General features: G+C 37.7%; 13 protein-coding genes. 3 read left to right on the top strand and 10 right to left on the bottom strand.

The window, feature by feature from the left end; all coding sequences use genetic code 11:
* Positions 1–44 precede the first annotated feature (44 nt).
* Positions 45–767 carry a siderophore-interacting protein gene (locus OL225_RS04060; protein WP_264517350.1) on the top strand — a complete coding sequence of 241 codons (723 nt, stop codon included), beginning with the start codon at positions 45–47 and terminating at the stop codon, positions 765–767.
* Between the two features lie 75 nt (positions 768–842).
* Here the strand turns inward: OL225_RS04060 and OL225_RS04055 are convergent, their stop codons facing one another.
* The 4 genes from OL225_RS04055 to OL225_RS04040 form a co-directional block, all read right to left on the bottom strand.
* On the bottom strand, positions 843–1,421 hold the full coding sequence (locus OL225_RS04055; protein ID WP_264517349.1) for an NAD(P)H-dependent oxidoreductase: 579 nt from the start codon (positions 1,419–1,421) through the stop codon (positions 843–845).
* On the bottom strand, positions 1,418–2,440 hold the full coding sequence (locus tag OL225_RS04050) for a saccharopine dehydrogenase (RefSeq protein ID WP_264517348.1): 1,023 nt from the start codon (positions 2,438–2,440) through the stop codon (positions 1,418–1,420). The genes OL225_RS04055 and OL225_RS04050 overlap by 4 nt, the downstream gene beginning before the upstream one ends.
* Positions 2,441–2,493: 53 nt before the next feature.
* A complete protein-coding gene (locus OL225_RS04045) occupies positions 2,494–3,060 on the bottom strand; it encodes a Crp/Fnr family transcriptional regulator (RefSeq protein WP_264518685.1) in 567 nt (188 codons plus the stop codon).
* A 645-nt stretch (positions 3,061–3,705) separates the two neighbouring features.
* Entirely contained in the window at positions 3,706–5,475 is a 1,770-nt protein-coding gene (locus OL225_RS04040; protein ID WP_264517347.1) for an aminopeptidase P family protein, read from the bottom strand.
* A gap of 269 nt (positions 5,476–5,744) precedes the next feature.
* On the opposite strand from OL225_RS04040, the gene OL225_RS04035 reads away from it, so the two are divergent.
* Together OL225_RS04035 and OL225_RS04030 are read left to right on the top strand one after the other, a co-directional pair.
* A complete protein-coding gene (locus OL225_RS04035; protein WP_047387789.1) occupies positions 5,745–6,182 on the top strand; it encodes a DUF6526 family protein in 438 nt (145 codons plus the stop codon).
* 198 nt (positions 6,183–6,380) lie between these two features.
* Positions 6,381–7,487 carry a DNA topoisomerase IB gene (locus OL225_RS04030; RefSeq protein WP_264517346.1) on the top strand — a complete coding sequence of 369 codons (1,107 nt, stop codon included), beginning with the start codon at positions 6,381–6,383 and terminating at the stop codon, positions 7,485–7,487.
* Positions 7,488–7,617: 130 nt separating this feature from the next.
* Here OL225_RS04030 and OL225_RS04025 read toward each other — a convergent pair whose 3' ends face one another.
* The 6 genes from OL225_RS04025 to ureG all read right to left on the bottom strand — a co-directional run bounded on the left by OL225_RS04025 (position 7,618) and on the right by ureG (position 14,459).
* A complete protein-coding gene (locus tag OL225_RS04025; protein WP_264517345.1) occupies positions 7,618–8,508 on the bottom strand; it encodes a helix-turn-helix domain-containing protein in 891 nt (296 codons plus the stop codon).
* A gap of 206 nt (positions 8,509–8,714) precedes the next feature.
* Positions 8,715–10,961 carry a TonB-dependent receptor gene (locus tag OL225_RS04020; RefSeq protein WP_264517344.1) on the bottom strand — a complete coding sequence of 749 codons (2,247 nt, stop codon included), beginning with the start codon at positions 10,959–10,961 and terminating at the stop codon, positions 8,715–8,717.
* Positions 10,962–11,122: 161 nt separating this feature from the next.
* Positions 11,123–12,010 carry an urea transporter gene (locus tag OL225_RS04015; protein ID WP_264517343.1) on the bottom strand — a complete coding sequence of 296 codons (888 nt, stop codon included), beginning with the start codon at positions 12,008–12,010 and terminating at the stop codon, positions 11,123–11,125.
* A 203-nt stretch (positions 12,011–12,213) separates the two neighbouring features.
* Positions 12,214–12,915, bottom strand: coding sequence for a hypothetical protein (locus OL225_RS04010; RefSeq protein WP_264517342.1), 702 nt, complete (start codon positions 12,913–12,915; stop codon positions 12,214–12,216).
* Between the two features lie 116 nt (positions 12,916–13,031).
* Positions 13,032–13,820, bottom strand: coding sequence for an urease accessory protein UreD (locus tag OL225_RS04005; protein WP_047378412.1), 789 nt, complete (start codon positions 13,818–13,820; stop codon positions 13,032–13,034).
* The gene (gene ureG / locus OL225_RS04000; protein WP_047094673.1) at positions 13,821–14,459 is read right to left on the bottom strand and encodes an urease accessory protein UreG; all 639 of its coding nucleotides are present in this window, start codon (positions 14,457–14,459) and stop codon (positions 13,821–13,823) included. It lies immediately after the preceding gene.
* Positions 14,460–14,566: the final 107 nt, after the last annotated feature.

The following is a 14,566-nucleotide window of genomic DNA, read 5'->3' as shown; positions in this document are numbered from 1 at the left end:
GGTATTTTCTGATTTTGCAACGTCCTTTGCAATAAAAATGATTTATGCCGAGCTTACCAAAATGGATCAATGACACTGTAGAAAATGTCTGGTCCTCAAAATTTAAAGACTGTACGGTTATCCATATAGAAAAAATCACGAATGACCTTCGTCTTATACGTTTTCAAACAGATTTACAGGATGTTTCTTACGAACCTGCATATGCAATTGGGATAAGAATCAATGGCCGTGATTTCCGGAATTATTCTCCCTTCAACTTCAACCAGGAAGCAGGGACTTTTGATGTTTTATTTCACCTGCATGATTCATCTGCTGCAGGAAGCCATTTTGTAACCCAGCTTTCTGCCGGAGATTCCATAAAACTTTTAATGCCAAGAGGAAAACAATTCTTTGCTCCCAATGCAAAAATTCATTTTTCTGTAGGTGACGAAACTTCACTGGGAAGTTCTCTTTCGATCAAAAAAGCCGTGGAGGAAAATGGTTCTTTATTCATCTGTCTTCATGAACTGGAAGAATGTTCTGCTCTTGAAAAACTGAATTTGTATGGCTATCACAGCCCTAAAAACAATACCATGAGAATGATTGAAGCATTGAATGACTTTTTGAGGGAAGAAAAAGAAACTATCTACAATGATGATGCTGTTTTCTACCTCACCGGAAACGGAGGAAGAATGTCTCTGATCAGGAAATTTCTTAAAGCCAGAGGTGTTTCTCCCAAATGTATAAAATCACAGGCATACTGGATTGAAGGGAAAAAAGGATTGTAAAAAGGGAAAATAAAACTTTATCTGACAACAATTGATTTCTATTGTCAGATAAAGTTATCATGATATGTTGTTGGATTATTTTTGTTTCTTTCCCAATTCCTTCACTTTTCTCAGCCATTGAACCCGTTGCTCATCTTTAGAATTTCGGATGATTCCGATATAAGTCAGTTTTACCGGTTTTACTCCGCAGTATTCCAATATAGATTTTTTAAGCTGATTGACGCTGGGTCTTCCAAAAAACAAACGGTAATACCAACCCGGCTGGTCTAATGTGGTGATTATATGTGCTGTTTTTCCTTTTAAAAGCTTATCCCACCATACAGAATTCTCTCGGTATTTATAGGCCAGTCCCGGTAAAAAAAGACGGTCTATGAATCCTTTCATCAAAGCCGGAAATCCGCCCCACCAAACAGGATGAACCCAAACTAGATGATCTGCCCATTGAATAATTTCCCATGCTTTCACCAGATCCGGTTCAAGCTCCATTCTTTTCTGATATCCAAATTGCAGATTAGGATTAAAATTTAAATCCCGGATGACAATTTCCTTTACTTCAGCTCCTGATTCTACAGCTCCTGCCTTATAAGCTTCTGCAATCCCAGAGTTGAAAGAATTTTTATTCGGATGTCCATTGATAATCGCTATTTTTTTCATTGTGTGACATTGATATTGATAGTTTCATAGGTATGAAGCTGTGTCATTAATGATAAAGGTTCATGAAGCTGATGGCTGAAATACACATTGTTTTCATGCGGATTTCTCAGCAGCTCTTCGGTATGTAAAACAGCAGATAAAGCAGTAAGTTCTGCCTGCCCTTTCATGCTTCGTAAGCTTAGTTTCTTCTGACCTTCTTTATCTTTCACCACAATTTCAAACACAGACTGATCTCCGTTTCCACTGGATCCAAAAATCATTTTTCTTTCTTTTAATGATAAAATATTGAATATTCTCAGGTATTGAAAAGATCCCAGCAGCCAGGTAATGAATTTCGAGTTATAAGTCATTTTTACACTTACTCCGGGAATTCGTTCTACCTTATTAAGAATATAGAGATCCGGCACATCAAAATTATAAGCCTTTCTCTCTCCTATTCCAAAAGAGAATTTAAAAGATTCTGTGTCCAAAAAATGTCTGATGGAAATAGGTTTGTCATTCTTATAATGTACAAAAGGAACGGCTACGTTTTCTGCCATAAAATGGGCTGAACTTTCCCCTGCCAGGTCTTTTACAGAATAATATACAAAAACCTTTACTTCCTTGATATCATCTGAATGGGAAAGAGTGTTGACTAATCCCGGTACAATTCCACCCATCCAGCCTGAACTGAAGACAATTCTGCTGTTTACATCTGATTTTCCGGCAATATCGTAGGCCTTAACCAAAGCTGGAGTAGGTTTTGTAATGTCCAGATAATCTATATGATGAGTAATAGCAAAACGAAGTACATGATCTTCTTTATCATTCACGGAAAGAATGATGAGATCTATTTTTTTCTCAGAGATCACTTTAAAAGAGGAAGGATCTGTGACATCGATCTTTAGATCTTTGTCTGTTTTCCCACCTTTTCTTCCCCCTATAAAAACAGTAAAATGAGGATTTCTTGATTTCAGAATTCGGGAAATTGTCTTTCCTACCAATCCATTTCCACCAATAATCAGAATATTTTGCTCCATAATTTTTTTTGACAAAAATAGAGCGCCCCTGTTTCAACGAGCAGGACAAATGTCTAAAAAGAAATTTCCTTTCTGATACGGCTTAAGTGACGTTGTGTAATTCCAAGATAAGAAGCCAGGTACTGCAATGGAATGTTTTGAATATAATCAGGATGATTCTTTAATAATGTTTCATACCGCTGGGCTGCGCTATCTCTCTGAAGCTGAAAAAACCGTGTTTCAAGTTCAAGATATTCCTGCTCTGCAATGATCTTTAAAAACTTTGTCCAGTTAAGGCTGTTCTGCACCAGTTTATCTACTGCTTCTTTTTTAAGAATAATCAGCTCTGCATTGGTAATGGCCTGCATGCTTTCTTTACTCGGGCACCCTGAAATAAATGATGAATACGCAGCGATCATATGATTGGGAAACCGAAAGCAATAAGTCATATCTTTTCCTTCATCTGAAGTATAAAAGGAACGGAAGATACCGGATTTTACCAATCCTACTTCCTTGCAAAGCTCTCCTTCCTGTATGAAATAATCATTTTTATTGATGAATCTGAACTCGGAAAACTTTAGAAATTCTTCAATTTCATCTTCTGAAAACAGATTAAAGCTTCTAAAATAATCCTGTATTATCATTCTTAAAAATAAGGGGTTTTAATGAATCACGAAAATAGATAAAATCAGGATAAAAAATGAATGTAAACTTCTTTATCAACGCAAAGTTTTCATTTTTATAGGATTTTATTCCAAGAGAGCAAAGGTGGAAACTATCTCAAAAGTGAAATAATTTGGCTTTTGTCATTGATTACGTCGAATCTTCGATTTCTGACGAAGGAAGAATCTCATAAATAACCAGAAGTATGAGATTCTTCACTACATTGTTGAACTACGCTCGCAGACCTTCAGTCTGTGTTCAGAATGACACTTTTGAAAAGCCTCTTTTTAAACGGATGCATGTGTCGTGGGAACTTATCTGACAAATTTCAATTAACAGCAAAAAAAATCACCTCAGGACGAGATGATTTACCGTTTTGAATTTACTTGAGTTATTTATGAAGATATGAATGATGTTTTGTTGGTACAAAGATAAATCAGCCCCGGTTTTTATCAATCAGTAGAATCCCTAGAATTATATCCGTAAAAATACGGTTGTATAAAAAGAAAAGCCCTGCAGGAAATACCTTACAGGACTTTGGTTTATCTAACAATTCTTTTGTTTAATGTTTAAATCTGAGGTTTAAAGATATGATTTGCAACCACTTTACCCCATTGATTTTATTAAAGAGGACTTACCAATTGCAGGAACCATTCTTTAACTTCTCCATCCAGATAAGGAGCAAGCTTTTCTTCACACGTATTATGGTAACCATTCAACCATGCGATTTCGCTTTCTGAAAGGATTTCTTTTACTACAGTATCTTTGAAGAACGGGCAGAATGTCAATGTTTCAAATTCATAGAATGTTCCGTGAATTGTTTTTTCCGCTTCTTTTACTGCGATCAGGTTTTCATGACGGATTCCATAATGTCCTTCAAGGTAATATCCAGGTTCGTTTGAACATACCATTCCCGGAAGAAGTTCCTGAGGATTCAGGTCTTTTCTGATGTTTTGCGGTCCTTCATGTACATTCATGAAACTTCCTACACCGTGTCCCGTCCCGTGGTTGAAGTCTTTGCCTTCCATCCATAAAGGAAGTCTTGCAATAGCATCAAGATGTACTCCTTTTGTTCCTTTTGGAAATTTCACCATTGATAAACGGATCAATCCCTGTAATACCAATGTTGAGTTTCTTTTAAACTCTTCTGAAGGAGTTCCTAAGGCAAAAGTTCTTGTAATATCTGTGGTTCCTTCAAGGTACTGGCCTCCTGAATCTACCAGGATTGTTTCCTCGTTGGTCACTTCTTTGCTTCCTTCTTTTTTGGCAGAATAGTGCATGATAGCACCATTATCTTTGTATCCAACGATAGAACCGAAGCTTTCTCCTACAAAATTTTCACCTTCTGCACGGAATCCTCTCAGTTTCTGACCGATAGAATATTCATTCATGGCTTCTTTTCCGGCATTGTGCGTTAACCAATACAGGAATTTCACCATAGCTACTCCGTCTCTTACCATTACTTTTCTGAAGCCTTCCAGCTCAGCTTCATTTTTCTGAGCTTTCATCAGGTTACCCGGAACCGGAGCTTTGATAAACTGGTTGTCTGTTTTTAATGTTTCGAAAATCTGTTGGTTGCTGTTTGGAGAAACCAGTACTTTTTCATTTTTGAATGTCTTCAGGTAATTGTAAAATTCTTCGTAAGGCATCATTTTCACAAAAGCATCATCCATTTGTTTTCTTGCCTCTACTTCCATTTTTTCTAACCCTGTAAAGAGCACTGCATCATTTTTAGTGATTACAATATATCCTAAAAATACGGGATTACTTTCTACATCACTTCCTCTCAGGTTGGCTGTCCATGCTACATCATCCAGACTTGATATGATATGTACGGTGGCTTCCTGGTCCTCCATTTTCTGGCGGATGGCAGCAATTTTATCAGAAACAGATTTACCTGCTCTTTCCACCGGATGTACAAAAATAGGATTGGCAGATGGAGTTCCTCTTTCTTTCCAGACTTCTTTTAAAAGCGGAAAATCTACCAGTGTAATATTTTTTGAATTAAATTTCTGAGAAAGCAGTTCCCAGTTGGCATTAGAAGCTGCTAAAGCATTTACGGCCACTTTACCGCCTGAAGGGATTTCCGAAATAATCCAGTCGATATAGTTGGGAGTTCCTTCCATACCATCTTTGAAAAGGTCAATTCCTGAACCATCCAGCTCGATAGCGGCTTGTGTAAAGTATCTTCCGTCTGTCCAGAGGCCAGCTTTGTCTTTGGTAACTACCACAAAACCGGCAGAACCTAAGAAACCAGACAACCAAGCTCTCTCCTGCCATTCTTCAGGAAGATATTCGCTCATATGCGGATCTGCAGAATATACTATAAATGCATCAACATTATTTTTCTGCATTTCTTCACGAAGCGCAGCAACTTTTTCCTTTGAAGTCATTCTTTTCTTTTTTAAACACCGAAAGTTACGAAAAATTTGAAGTCTGAAGCTGAAATCTTCCGGCTATTTTTCTTAATAATCTGTTATTTTAGCAGGAATTCTTTTGAAGGAATGTACATTGGCTGGTTCGGAATGACAGATGCATTTATAATTTAAAAAACATTAAAACTTTAAACATATTGAATAAAATAAATCATTTTCATCTAAAAAAAACTACCACATTATCAAAATAATAATTTTTTGGAAAGATTATTGCTGTAATCTACTCCATGAAACAGCAGAACTATAATAACCACAGGAAATTTTATCCACCTCATCATTTTATCTATCTTCCTTTGCTCATCCTATTGGAGATTTTCGGAATTTATAAAATATGGGATGACCCGGGAAATCAACTGACCTGGATTCTATTTTCTATTGTGATTTTTCTGCTTTTTTATCTGGCATTTATGACCCGGCAGCATTATGCATTGGGACTCCAGAACCGAATGGTGATCCTGGAATTTCAGCAGCGGTATTTTGAAATCTTCAATAAAAGATCGGATGAAACTGTTGAAAAACTGAGATTTGATCAGATTGCTGCATTGAGATTTACCTATGATGATGAGTTCAAGGAGCTTTTATACAGAGCTCTTCATGAAAACATCTCAGGAGATGAAATTAAAAGGTCTATCAAAAAATGGAGGGCTGACCGACTCAGAATCTAACACCTCAACAAATATATACTTATGAAAAAGTGGAGCTTTTACAGTATTACGATATTAAGTTTGTTGACACTCACAAGTTGTGAAGCAGTAGAAACAATTTTTAAGGCAGGAATGTGGTGGGGAATTCTCTTAGTCTGTGTAATAGTAGGGATTCTTTTACTGATTTTTTCGAGGGGTAAAAACTCTTAACCATGCTTTATGGAGAAGAACACAGACCTGGAGATGATTTCTCACCTTAAGCCTTCAAAAATTGTTAAAATAATGAAGGACCCGGAAGCTTCTGCAAAGGCGGTACATCTTGTATATACCACCGATGCAGAAACCGCCGGAATTACCCGTAAGAAAACAGGAAAGAAATATTCCTATTATAAAGACGGTGAAAAGATAAAGGATAAGGATGAAATTACAAGGATCAACAGCCTGGTACTTCCGCCTGCCTGGGAAAATGTCTGGATCTGTGCCCTAGACAACGGGCATCTTCAGGCGACCGGCTTTGACATCAAAAAAAGAAAACAATACCGCTACCATCCTCTTTGGAGCGCTTTAAGAAACCATACGAAATTTTACAGGATGCTTCAGTTTGGATATGCATTACCAGATATCCGGCTGCAGGTAGAACAGGACCTTGCTCTGAGAAATTTTGAGAAACGGAAAATTTTGGCTTTAATTGTAAGCCTGATGCAAAGAACCAATATCCGTATTGGCAATAATATTTACGAAAAATTATATGGCTCTTTTGGATTAACAACCTTAAAAGGCAAACATGTTCAAGTAAAAGGACAAAAGATTACTTTTTCTTTTAAAGGAAAAAAAGGTATTATGCATAATGTTGATCTTAACAGTAAAAGGCTTGCAGGACTCGTTCAGAAATGTAAGGATATTCCCGGGAAAGAGCTTTTCCAGTATTTTGATGACGAAGGAAACCGCCATTCTATAGATTCGGGAATGGTGAATGAGTATATAAAAGAAATAAGCGGTGAAGATTTTACAGCTAAGGATTTCAGGACCTGGTCCGGAACAGTAAGTGCTCTGATCGCTTTTAAAGAAATCGGATATGCAGAAAATGATACTCAGTATAAAAAGAAAGTAAAAGAGGCCCTGGAGATTGTTGCAGAAAACTTGGGAAATACATCGGCTGTCTGCAGAAAATATTATGTTCATCCTTTAGTTATTAACCTTTACGAAAACAATACAATCAAAAAATATCTTGACGAACTGGAAATTATAGAAAAAAATGATGGAAAAGCTGATCTGACAAAAGAGGAAAGGCTGGTGCTGAAAATTCTGGAAAACGAGAGAATGTAGGGAATTTTCGGTCAATAGTGAATGGTGAATCTGCTTCGCAGTGAATTTTTATACTACACTTCATGAATTCTATTGACTTTTCACTTGCGTAGCAGATTCACCATTGACATCAAAATCTTTATTCTTTACATCAAACTGAAATCCTGCTGCTGCTCAAAAACTGAGTTCTGTACTCCTTCGGGGTAATGCCTGCAATTTTTTTGAAAAGCTGGGTAAAATGGGAAGCGGTATGAAAATTCAGCTCATAAGCAATCTCTGCAATATCTTTACTGGAGTGAAGTAATGCTTTGCTGTAATTGATATCAATTTCATTGATCCACTGTTTTGGTGATTTCTGGGTTACACCCTTTACACATTTATTCAGATAGCTTTCTGTTACAGACAGTTTATCGGCATAAAACGCTACTCTCTTTTCTCCCACATGATATTTAAACAAAAGATCCCGAAACTGAAGGGACAATTCCATAGGACGTGTCGCTGATTTGTGATGAGTATCAGAGTCTGTGCTCAGCATTTTGATTAAAATAAGATGAAGCATCGTCACTACTACATCATTGATATTGAGATTATTTAACCACAATTCCTGCTCCATAATGGGAAGAAGCTGTGTAATGGTGCCGTAGGTCAGGCTGTCAAGATTCAGGAAGGGAGTCATGAAAAATATGCTGCTTTTATGTTTGGGCAGCTCCTGTTCGGAGAGGATATTATTTTCATAAGCCAGGAAGAAACCTTCAATATCGTCTGATAACTCAACCGTTGCCGTAATGGTACCTTGTTTGATGAAGATAACCCCGCCTTTTTCAGCATGATATTCTTTATTTTCAAGGTATTGTCTGATGTGACCGTTTGTAACGAAAATAATAAAATTGAACGTTGTACGGTACGGAATCACCGGCATCAGAATTCCTTTCAGATAGTTTTCTATCCGATACAGCTGTATATCAGCATTATTGGCTAATATCTTGTCCGTAATATTCGGAAGAAAAAGCTTTTTATATTGAAAATTGGATAGTACTTCCATAGTGAGTTGATTATTACAAATTTAATGCGGAAATTGGAGATTTGGATGTTTTTTATTGTGTTATGTCAGATGTATAATGTACAATGTATGGCCATCTTTGAAAACAATAATAACATATTAATTATCTGCTATTTATACTTTCAAAAAAATAATTACCAGCGCAACATTATACATTATACATTATACATTATACATTATACATTACTTTAAAACTTATAATACACTCCTACTCTCACTCCAAAAGGACTTCCCGGGGTGTAAGTAAGGTCTGTAACAGGTTCCGCTTCTCCTTTTAGCTGAGTTTCTGTTGCAAACTGGGCTTCGTTCCATTTTACATTGAAAAGATTGTTAATTTGAAAATTCGCTCCCCATTTCTGACGGTTATAAGAAAGCATAAGATCATTGACAAAGTAAGATTTCGTTCTGATGCTGTTGTCTTCTACAGCCGGCCTTGCCCCAAGATATCTGTATTGGATTCCTAAAGAAAAACCATGCAGGAAATCCCAGTTTACAGATCCTGTACTGGTGACTACCGGAGCTAATGGAACGTAATCCTGACCTTTTTCTTCTTCGGTAAATCTTGCATGAGAGTAATTGATATCTGCATTCAGATAAAAGTTTTCCAATGGCTGAAAACGCACTCCAAGATCGGCACCGAAGCGTCTTGATTTTCCGGAAGGCTCTACTACTGCATCATCTCCTACATAGACAAATTCCTGCTGAAGATCCATATACCATAATGCCGGAGTGATGATCAAGGATTTGAATGGGTGTAATCTCACCCCGAAATCTGCTCCAATAGAATATGGAAGGGTATTTTCATTTTTATTGGGAACCACTACTCTCAGGTCATTGGAGTGAAATCCCATTCCTGTTTTCAGGAACCACATCACATTGTCGTTCTGAGCATAGGAGAAATTCAATTTCGGGCTCAGTCTTGTTGCTTCTTTTGACTGTCCGGATGGCAGTTGTTCCACATCCAGCAGATTGTGCATATTAAAGATAAAATGATCTACTCTCAAAGCCGGATTAATGGTCCATTTTCCGGTTTTCCATACCAGTCCTGAGTATGCATGAAGATTGGTTTCCGTTCCTGTCACGTCTGATAATTTATCAAGCAGCATATCTCTGTGATAAACGTGGTTAAGCTGTAGCGTATTGATATCATCATTTCTTAATCCAATTCCAGAAGTCCAGTTTAAAGAGCTGTTGGCCAGGGTGAAAGTTTTGGTATATTTTACTTCGGCACCGTAGATATTTCTTCCGTCAGTCTGCTGAATTTCGTCGCCATGATCTTTATCTTTTAAATTAAAGGTGAAATCAGAATACAGATTGAAATTATACTTTGAATAGAAAGCCATGGCATCAATCTGTTCGGAAGGAGAAATAATATGCTTGAAGTTCATCTGAAGGTTTGTTCTGGATGTTTTTCCGCCTTCCGTAGGGTCTATACTTCCCCATCTCCCAATGATTCCTTCATCTACGGCACGTTCCGGAATCTGTCCGGAAGCATTCCACGAAGAATTGAATGTAGAGAACTGGATATTGAAATAATCGTTATCCGTAAGCCATTGATTGTATTTCCCGAAGATATTGACTCTGTTAAAATTCTGTTTTACATCAAAAGGTCCGTCTGTATAGTTGTATTCTGCTGCTATATACGCATTTTTTCGTCCCAGATCATCATGCAAAATATTGAACATTCCCAGGACTCTTTTTGAATTGAATGAGCCTCCTTCCAGCTTAATCATACTGTTTTTTAACCCATTGTATGTCTGAAAATCCACATATCCCGCTGTATTGAAGTCTCCGCGGTCCATATAATAAGCTCCTTTTCCAAAGTCTATATTATTAACAGTTTCAGGAATTACAAAGTGTAGATCAGAATATCCCTGACCATGAGCGTGAGAAACAATGTTCACCGGCATTCCATCTACATTTACGCTTACATCGGTACCGTGATCAGCATCAAATCCTCTTAAAAAAAGCTGTTCCGCCTTTCCACCACCCGCATGCTGTGCAATAAACAATCCCGGAACTTTTCTGAGCAGATCTTGTGCTGAGCTTACCGGAAATTTATTCAAATCAACCTTCGTTATAGCTGACAAAAACGAGCTGTGATTGATGGCTACTTCAGAAATCTGAAACGGCTTATGCTGTAAAAAAATAACTTTATTTTTATCTTCATCATTGGTCACCACCCATTTTACCCCATCGTATCCCGGACGGCTGATCAAAAGAGTATCAGGAAGGGATTTTACAGGAATGGCGAATGTACCGTCTGTTCCTGTATGAGTATGGCTGTTTCCGTGGTCATATTTTACCAAAGCATCTGCAATGGGAAATTTGTCATCTGCATCTTTTATCAGCAGCTGTTTTTCGGTTTCCTGCGCCATCATTTTTCCACTGAAAGCCATGACCAGAAATACGGCTGCTATTTTTGTTATTTTCATTTTTTTTATTTTTTTGTACAATGTATAATGTATTATGATTTTAGAAATTGTAGGAATATCAATAGTGAATTTTGCTTCGCAAGTGAATCGTCAATTATCATAAAAGAACTTTAAACTCCCTTAAAACTCTCAAACCCTCCAACTCTCCAACTCCTCCAGCTCTATTTTTTTACTTTAAGAAGTACCTTCTGTAGTAAAAGAGTAATCCACGTTCCGGCTACAAATGGGAAAGTAAACACTCCTCCAACAATATCCAGACAATGATTATCAATCAAAAGGTCATCAATAGCAATGGTAATAAGGACAGCGATCAGCACCCATAAGCCATCTGTTTTTTTGACTCCTGAGAAAACAATTGCCGAAAGGACAGCATTAAATCCAAATAATCCCATGTGAATTTCTTTAATAGGTTCACCATTCAACTGTGATAATCCTGCCCCAAGAATAGAAGCGGTCAATCCGTATAAGGCAGCTATCGGGGAACTGATGAAAACGGCAAGAAAAAAGATCATTCCTGAAAGTATTCCTCCCTGGAATATTACCTCGCCGAATCCGTTGGTACAGGCAAGAAAGTCATCATATTCTGTAGGAACTACTTCACTGCTCAACATCGCAGACGGCGGAATATGGGTAAAATGATGCAAAGCAAAAACCAATACCCATGTAATGATGATGAAAGGAAAAGTAAACACCGGAATTTTCTTTTGGATAAAGAAATGCTGAATAACAGCTGCCAATGCTCCACCCAACACGATTAAAACCCAGATCAGAACCGTAGTCTCGAAAAGGAAGGATAATGCGACTCCCACAAGGGCTGCACTGAAACCATAAAGTCCTGCATTGATTTCAGATTGATTATATTTAAGCTTCATTGCTGTAAAAGTTCCGGCCGCTGTTGAAAGCAGTACTGCAACTCCGCACTGCCAGCTTCCCATAAAGATTCCTATCAGAAACAGAAGCCCGGTCCATCTGTTTTCCTGGAGCATAATCTGCCCGATTCCTTTTAATATATTGTCTAAAAAGGGTAGTTTTTTGAAAAATTCGTCCATAGTTTTTTTTATTGTATTAATGTAGAATGTAAAATGTATTAATGATGTTGGAGACAGAATCAATTTTGCTTCGCAAGTGAATAGTGAATTGTCAATTATCAGTGAAAGGATAACAACTTTAAACTTTAAACCTTAAACTTTAAACAATTTCACTCTCAAACTCTCTTACCCTCAAACTCTACCACTCGTACCCCGGAACTCGTTTACCATCCAAGAAATACCATTCCAACACCGCAAACGGTTACCACCGCTCCGCTTACCACTCCCATATATCTTTCCAGTTTTTCGGTATTGAATAGGGTTGAGTATCCGTAACGTCCCAAAAGAACCATTCCAAGCATTGTCAAGACTGTAGTTGCTGTGAAAGAAGTTACCAATACGGCAATTTCAGACATTGAATGTTTTACTCCCGAATAGAATAATAAAGGAATCAAAGGTTCACTTGGTCCCATCACGAAAATCATGAACAATACAAGCGGAGTCACTTTTATTCTTTTTTGAGGCATTACGACTTCGCTGTGATTATGTTCATATACATACACGTCATCACCCATCACATCAAAATGTTTATGAGGTTTGTTTCTTATTGCCTGAATCAGACCATACACCAGATAAACTCCTCCAAAAATAAGCAGTGCCCATCCAGAGAAATTCCCTCTGATATCCTGAAACCATGAGATTTTATTCAGCTGCCATCCAAGGAAAACTCCGATAAAACCTAAGATCAGAGAACTGAACACATGTCCAAATCCGCAGACAACTGTTAAGATGGCTGTTTTCATTCCACTCCATTTTTTGGATTTTGAAATCACGATAAATGGCAGGTAATGATCCGGCCCTGAAGCGGTATGTATAAAACTTATTGAAATGGCACTCAAAAGAAGCGCCCAAACTGTACTATCCATTTTTTATTAATTCTGTTATTTCAGATTCTTTATTAAGTTTTGGCTAAAGTCAATGGGAAATTTCTTTTTATTAAGCGGGCTAAAGCCCGCTTCTATTGAATATATTAGGATCCTTTTTACTCAAGTGACCAAAGGATTTCCTGAATATGCAGGAAGAGGTTATACATCATTTCACCTCCGTGTCCCAAAGCTCTTACTACGAAACCGTTATCTTCCATTGCGGAAACTCCTACTTCCATTTCTTCATGATGCTGTGCAGCTGCTTCAACGATCTCTTCGATCAATCCGTTTTTATCTACATTCTCCTTTGTGCTGTAAAAGATCAGGGTTCCCTGATGGGTATACTGTTCCAGATTTCCGATACTGCTGATCGGGATCATGTCAGGCTGGATCAGAACGTTATCTTTCACCATCAGTTTATTATTATGATAAATTTCCATGACATTCTGAAAACGCTTCAGTTTAAAAACTTCACCATAATGTTTTCTCCCACAGGTAATGATCTCACTGATGATGATCTGACTGTCTTTTCCGATATGAATATTCGCTTTACTCTTAAAGTTGGAATCTTCATGCGGAACGATCGGATGAGGTACATACGCAAAAGAGGTTTCGTCTTCCATAGAGACATTGAGCTCCTGAAGTGCTTTATCCTTCATATTGAACAATCTCTGATAAGATTGCGACTGCAGCTGAAGAGCAGCTCCTTTTTCAAGGGTAACATCCAGATGATAATGGTCTCCATCCAGAATTCCCGGAGAGGAGCTCATCACCATCTGATAGAGCTTTTTGTCACTTTTCCGCTGTCCTACAGAAACTACTCTGAAAGGAAGCGAGACATAAAGGTCTTTCACATAGGATTCTCCTCCCTTGAATCCTGCAATAATTTTTAAACGACTATCCATTTATCTTACCAGGTTGGGTTCTTCAATTTCCTCTAAAAGAGCATATTTTTTGATCCAACCTATTACTTTATCCAATCCCTCATCTGTTTTCAGATTTGTAAATACAAAAGGATTTCCTTTTCTCATTCTTCTGGCATCATTTTCCATTACTTCAAGGCTGGCTCCTACATAAGGTGCGAGGTCAATTTTATTGATAATCAATAAGTCTGATCTTGTAATACCAGGTCCTCCTTTTCTAGGGATTTTTTCTCCTTCCGCTACATCGATAATAAAGATCGTAACGTCTGCAAGGTCCGGGCTGAATGTTGCTGAAAGGTTATCACCTCCACTTTCGATAAGAACCAGTTCGATTTCCGGGAAACGTGCTGCCAGTTCATCTACTGCTTCAAGATTCATACTTGCATCTTCACGAATGGCAGTATGGGGGCAACCTCCTGTTTCTACACCGATAATTCTGTCGTGGGGAAGAAGGCTGTTTTTCGCCATAAATTCAGCATCTTCTTTGGTATAAATATCATTAGTAATTACTCCAAGATCATAAGTCCCGAATAATTTTCTGCTTAAGCGTTCCAATAATGCAGTCTTCCCGGAACCTACAGGTCCTGCCACTCCTACTTTTATATACTTTCTATTTTCCATTTTTTCTAAACTTTACTTTTTTTAACGCTATGGGCGCTAAGTTTTTTTGATTTTGAATATTTTTCGATCGCAAGGGCGTTTCATTCAGCAAAGAGCACCTTGTTTCA

It is taken from the genome of Chryseobacterium viscerum (assembly GCF_025949665.1).
Taxonomy (GTDB): domain Bacteria; phylum Bacteroidota; class Bacteroidia; order Flavobacteriales; family Weeksellaceae; genus Chryseobacterium; species Chryseobacterium viscerum_A.
The sequence above is the reverse complement of the archived record's forward strand: the minus strand, read 5'-3'. Positions and strand labels throughout refer to the sequence as shown.

Bases quoted from the DNA above. Each gene is read 5' to 3' on its own strand.
- ureG (WP_047094673.1), bottom strand. From the start codon at position 14,459: ATGGAAAATAGAAAGTATATAAAAGTAGGAGTGGCAGGACCTGTAGGT.
- OL225_RS04060 (WP_264517350.1), top strand. From the start codon at position 45: ATGCCGAGCTTACCAAAATGGATCAATGACACTGTAGAAAATGTCTGG.
- OL225_RS04055 (WP_264517349.1), bottom strand. From the start codon at position 1,421: ATGAAAAAAATAGCGATTATCAATGGACATCCGAATAAAAATTCTTTC.
- OL225_RS04010 (WP_264517342.1), bottom strand. From the start codon at position 12,915: ATGGATAGTACAGTTTGGGCGCTTCTTTTGAGTGCCATTTCAATAAGT.
- OL225_RS04005 (WP_047378412.1), bottom strand. From the start codon at position 13,820: ATGGATAGTCGTTTAAAAATTATTGCAGGATTCAAGGGAGGAGAATCC.
- OL225_RS04040 (WP_264517347.1), bottom strand. From the start codon at position 5,475: ATGACTTCAAAGGAAAAAGTTGCTGCGCTTCGTGAAGAAATGCAGAAA.
- OL225_RS04020 (WP_264517344.1), bottom strand. From the start codon at position 10,961: ATGAAAATAACAAAAATAGCAGCCGTATTTCTGGTCATGGCTTTCAGT.
- OL225_RS04015 (WP_264517343.1), bottom strand. From the start codon at position 12,010: ATGGACGAATTTTTCAAAAAACTACCCTTTTTAGACAATATATTAAAA.
- OL225_RS04030 (WP_264517346.1), top strand. From the start codon at position 6,381: ATGGAGAAGAACACAGACCTGGAGATGATTTCTCACCTTAAGCCTTCA.
- OL225_RS04025 (WP_264517345.1), bottom strand. From the start codon at position 8,508: ATGGAAGTACTATCCAATTTTCAATATAAAAAGCTTTTTCTTCCGAAT.
- OL225_RS04050 (WP_264517348.1), bottom strand. From the start codon at position 2,440: ATGGAGCAAAATATTCTGATTATTGGTGGAAATGGATTGGTAGGAAAG.
- OL225_RS04035 (WP_047387789.1), top strand. From the start codon at position 5,745: ATGAAACAGCAGAACTATAATAACCACAGGAAATTTTATCCACCTCAT.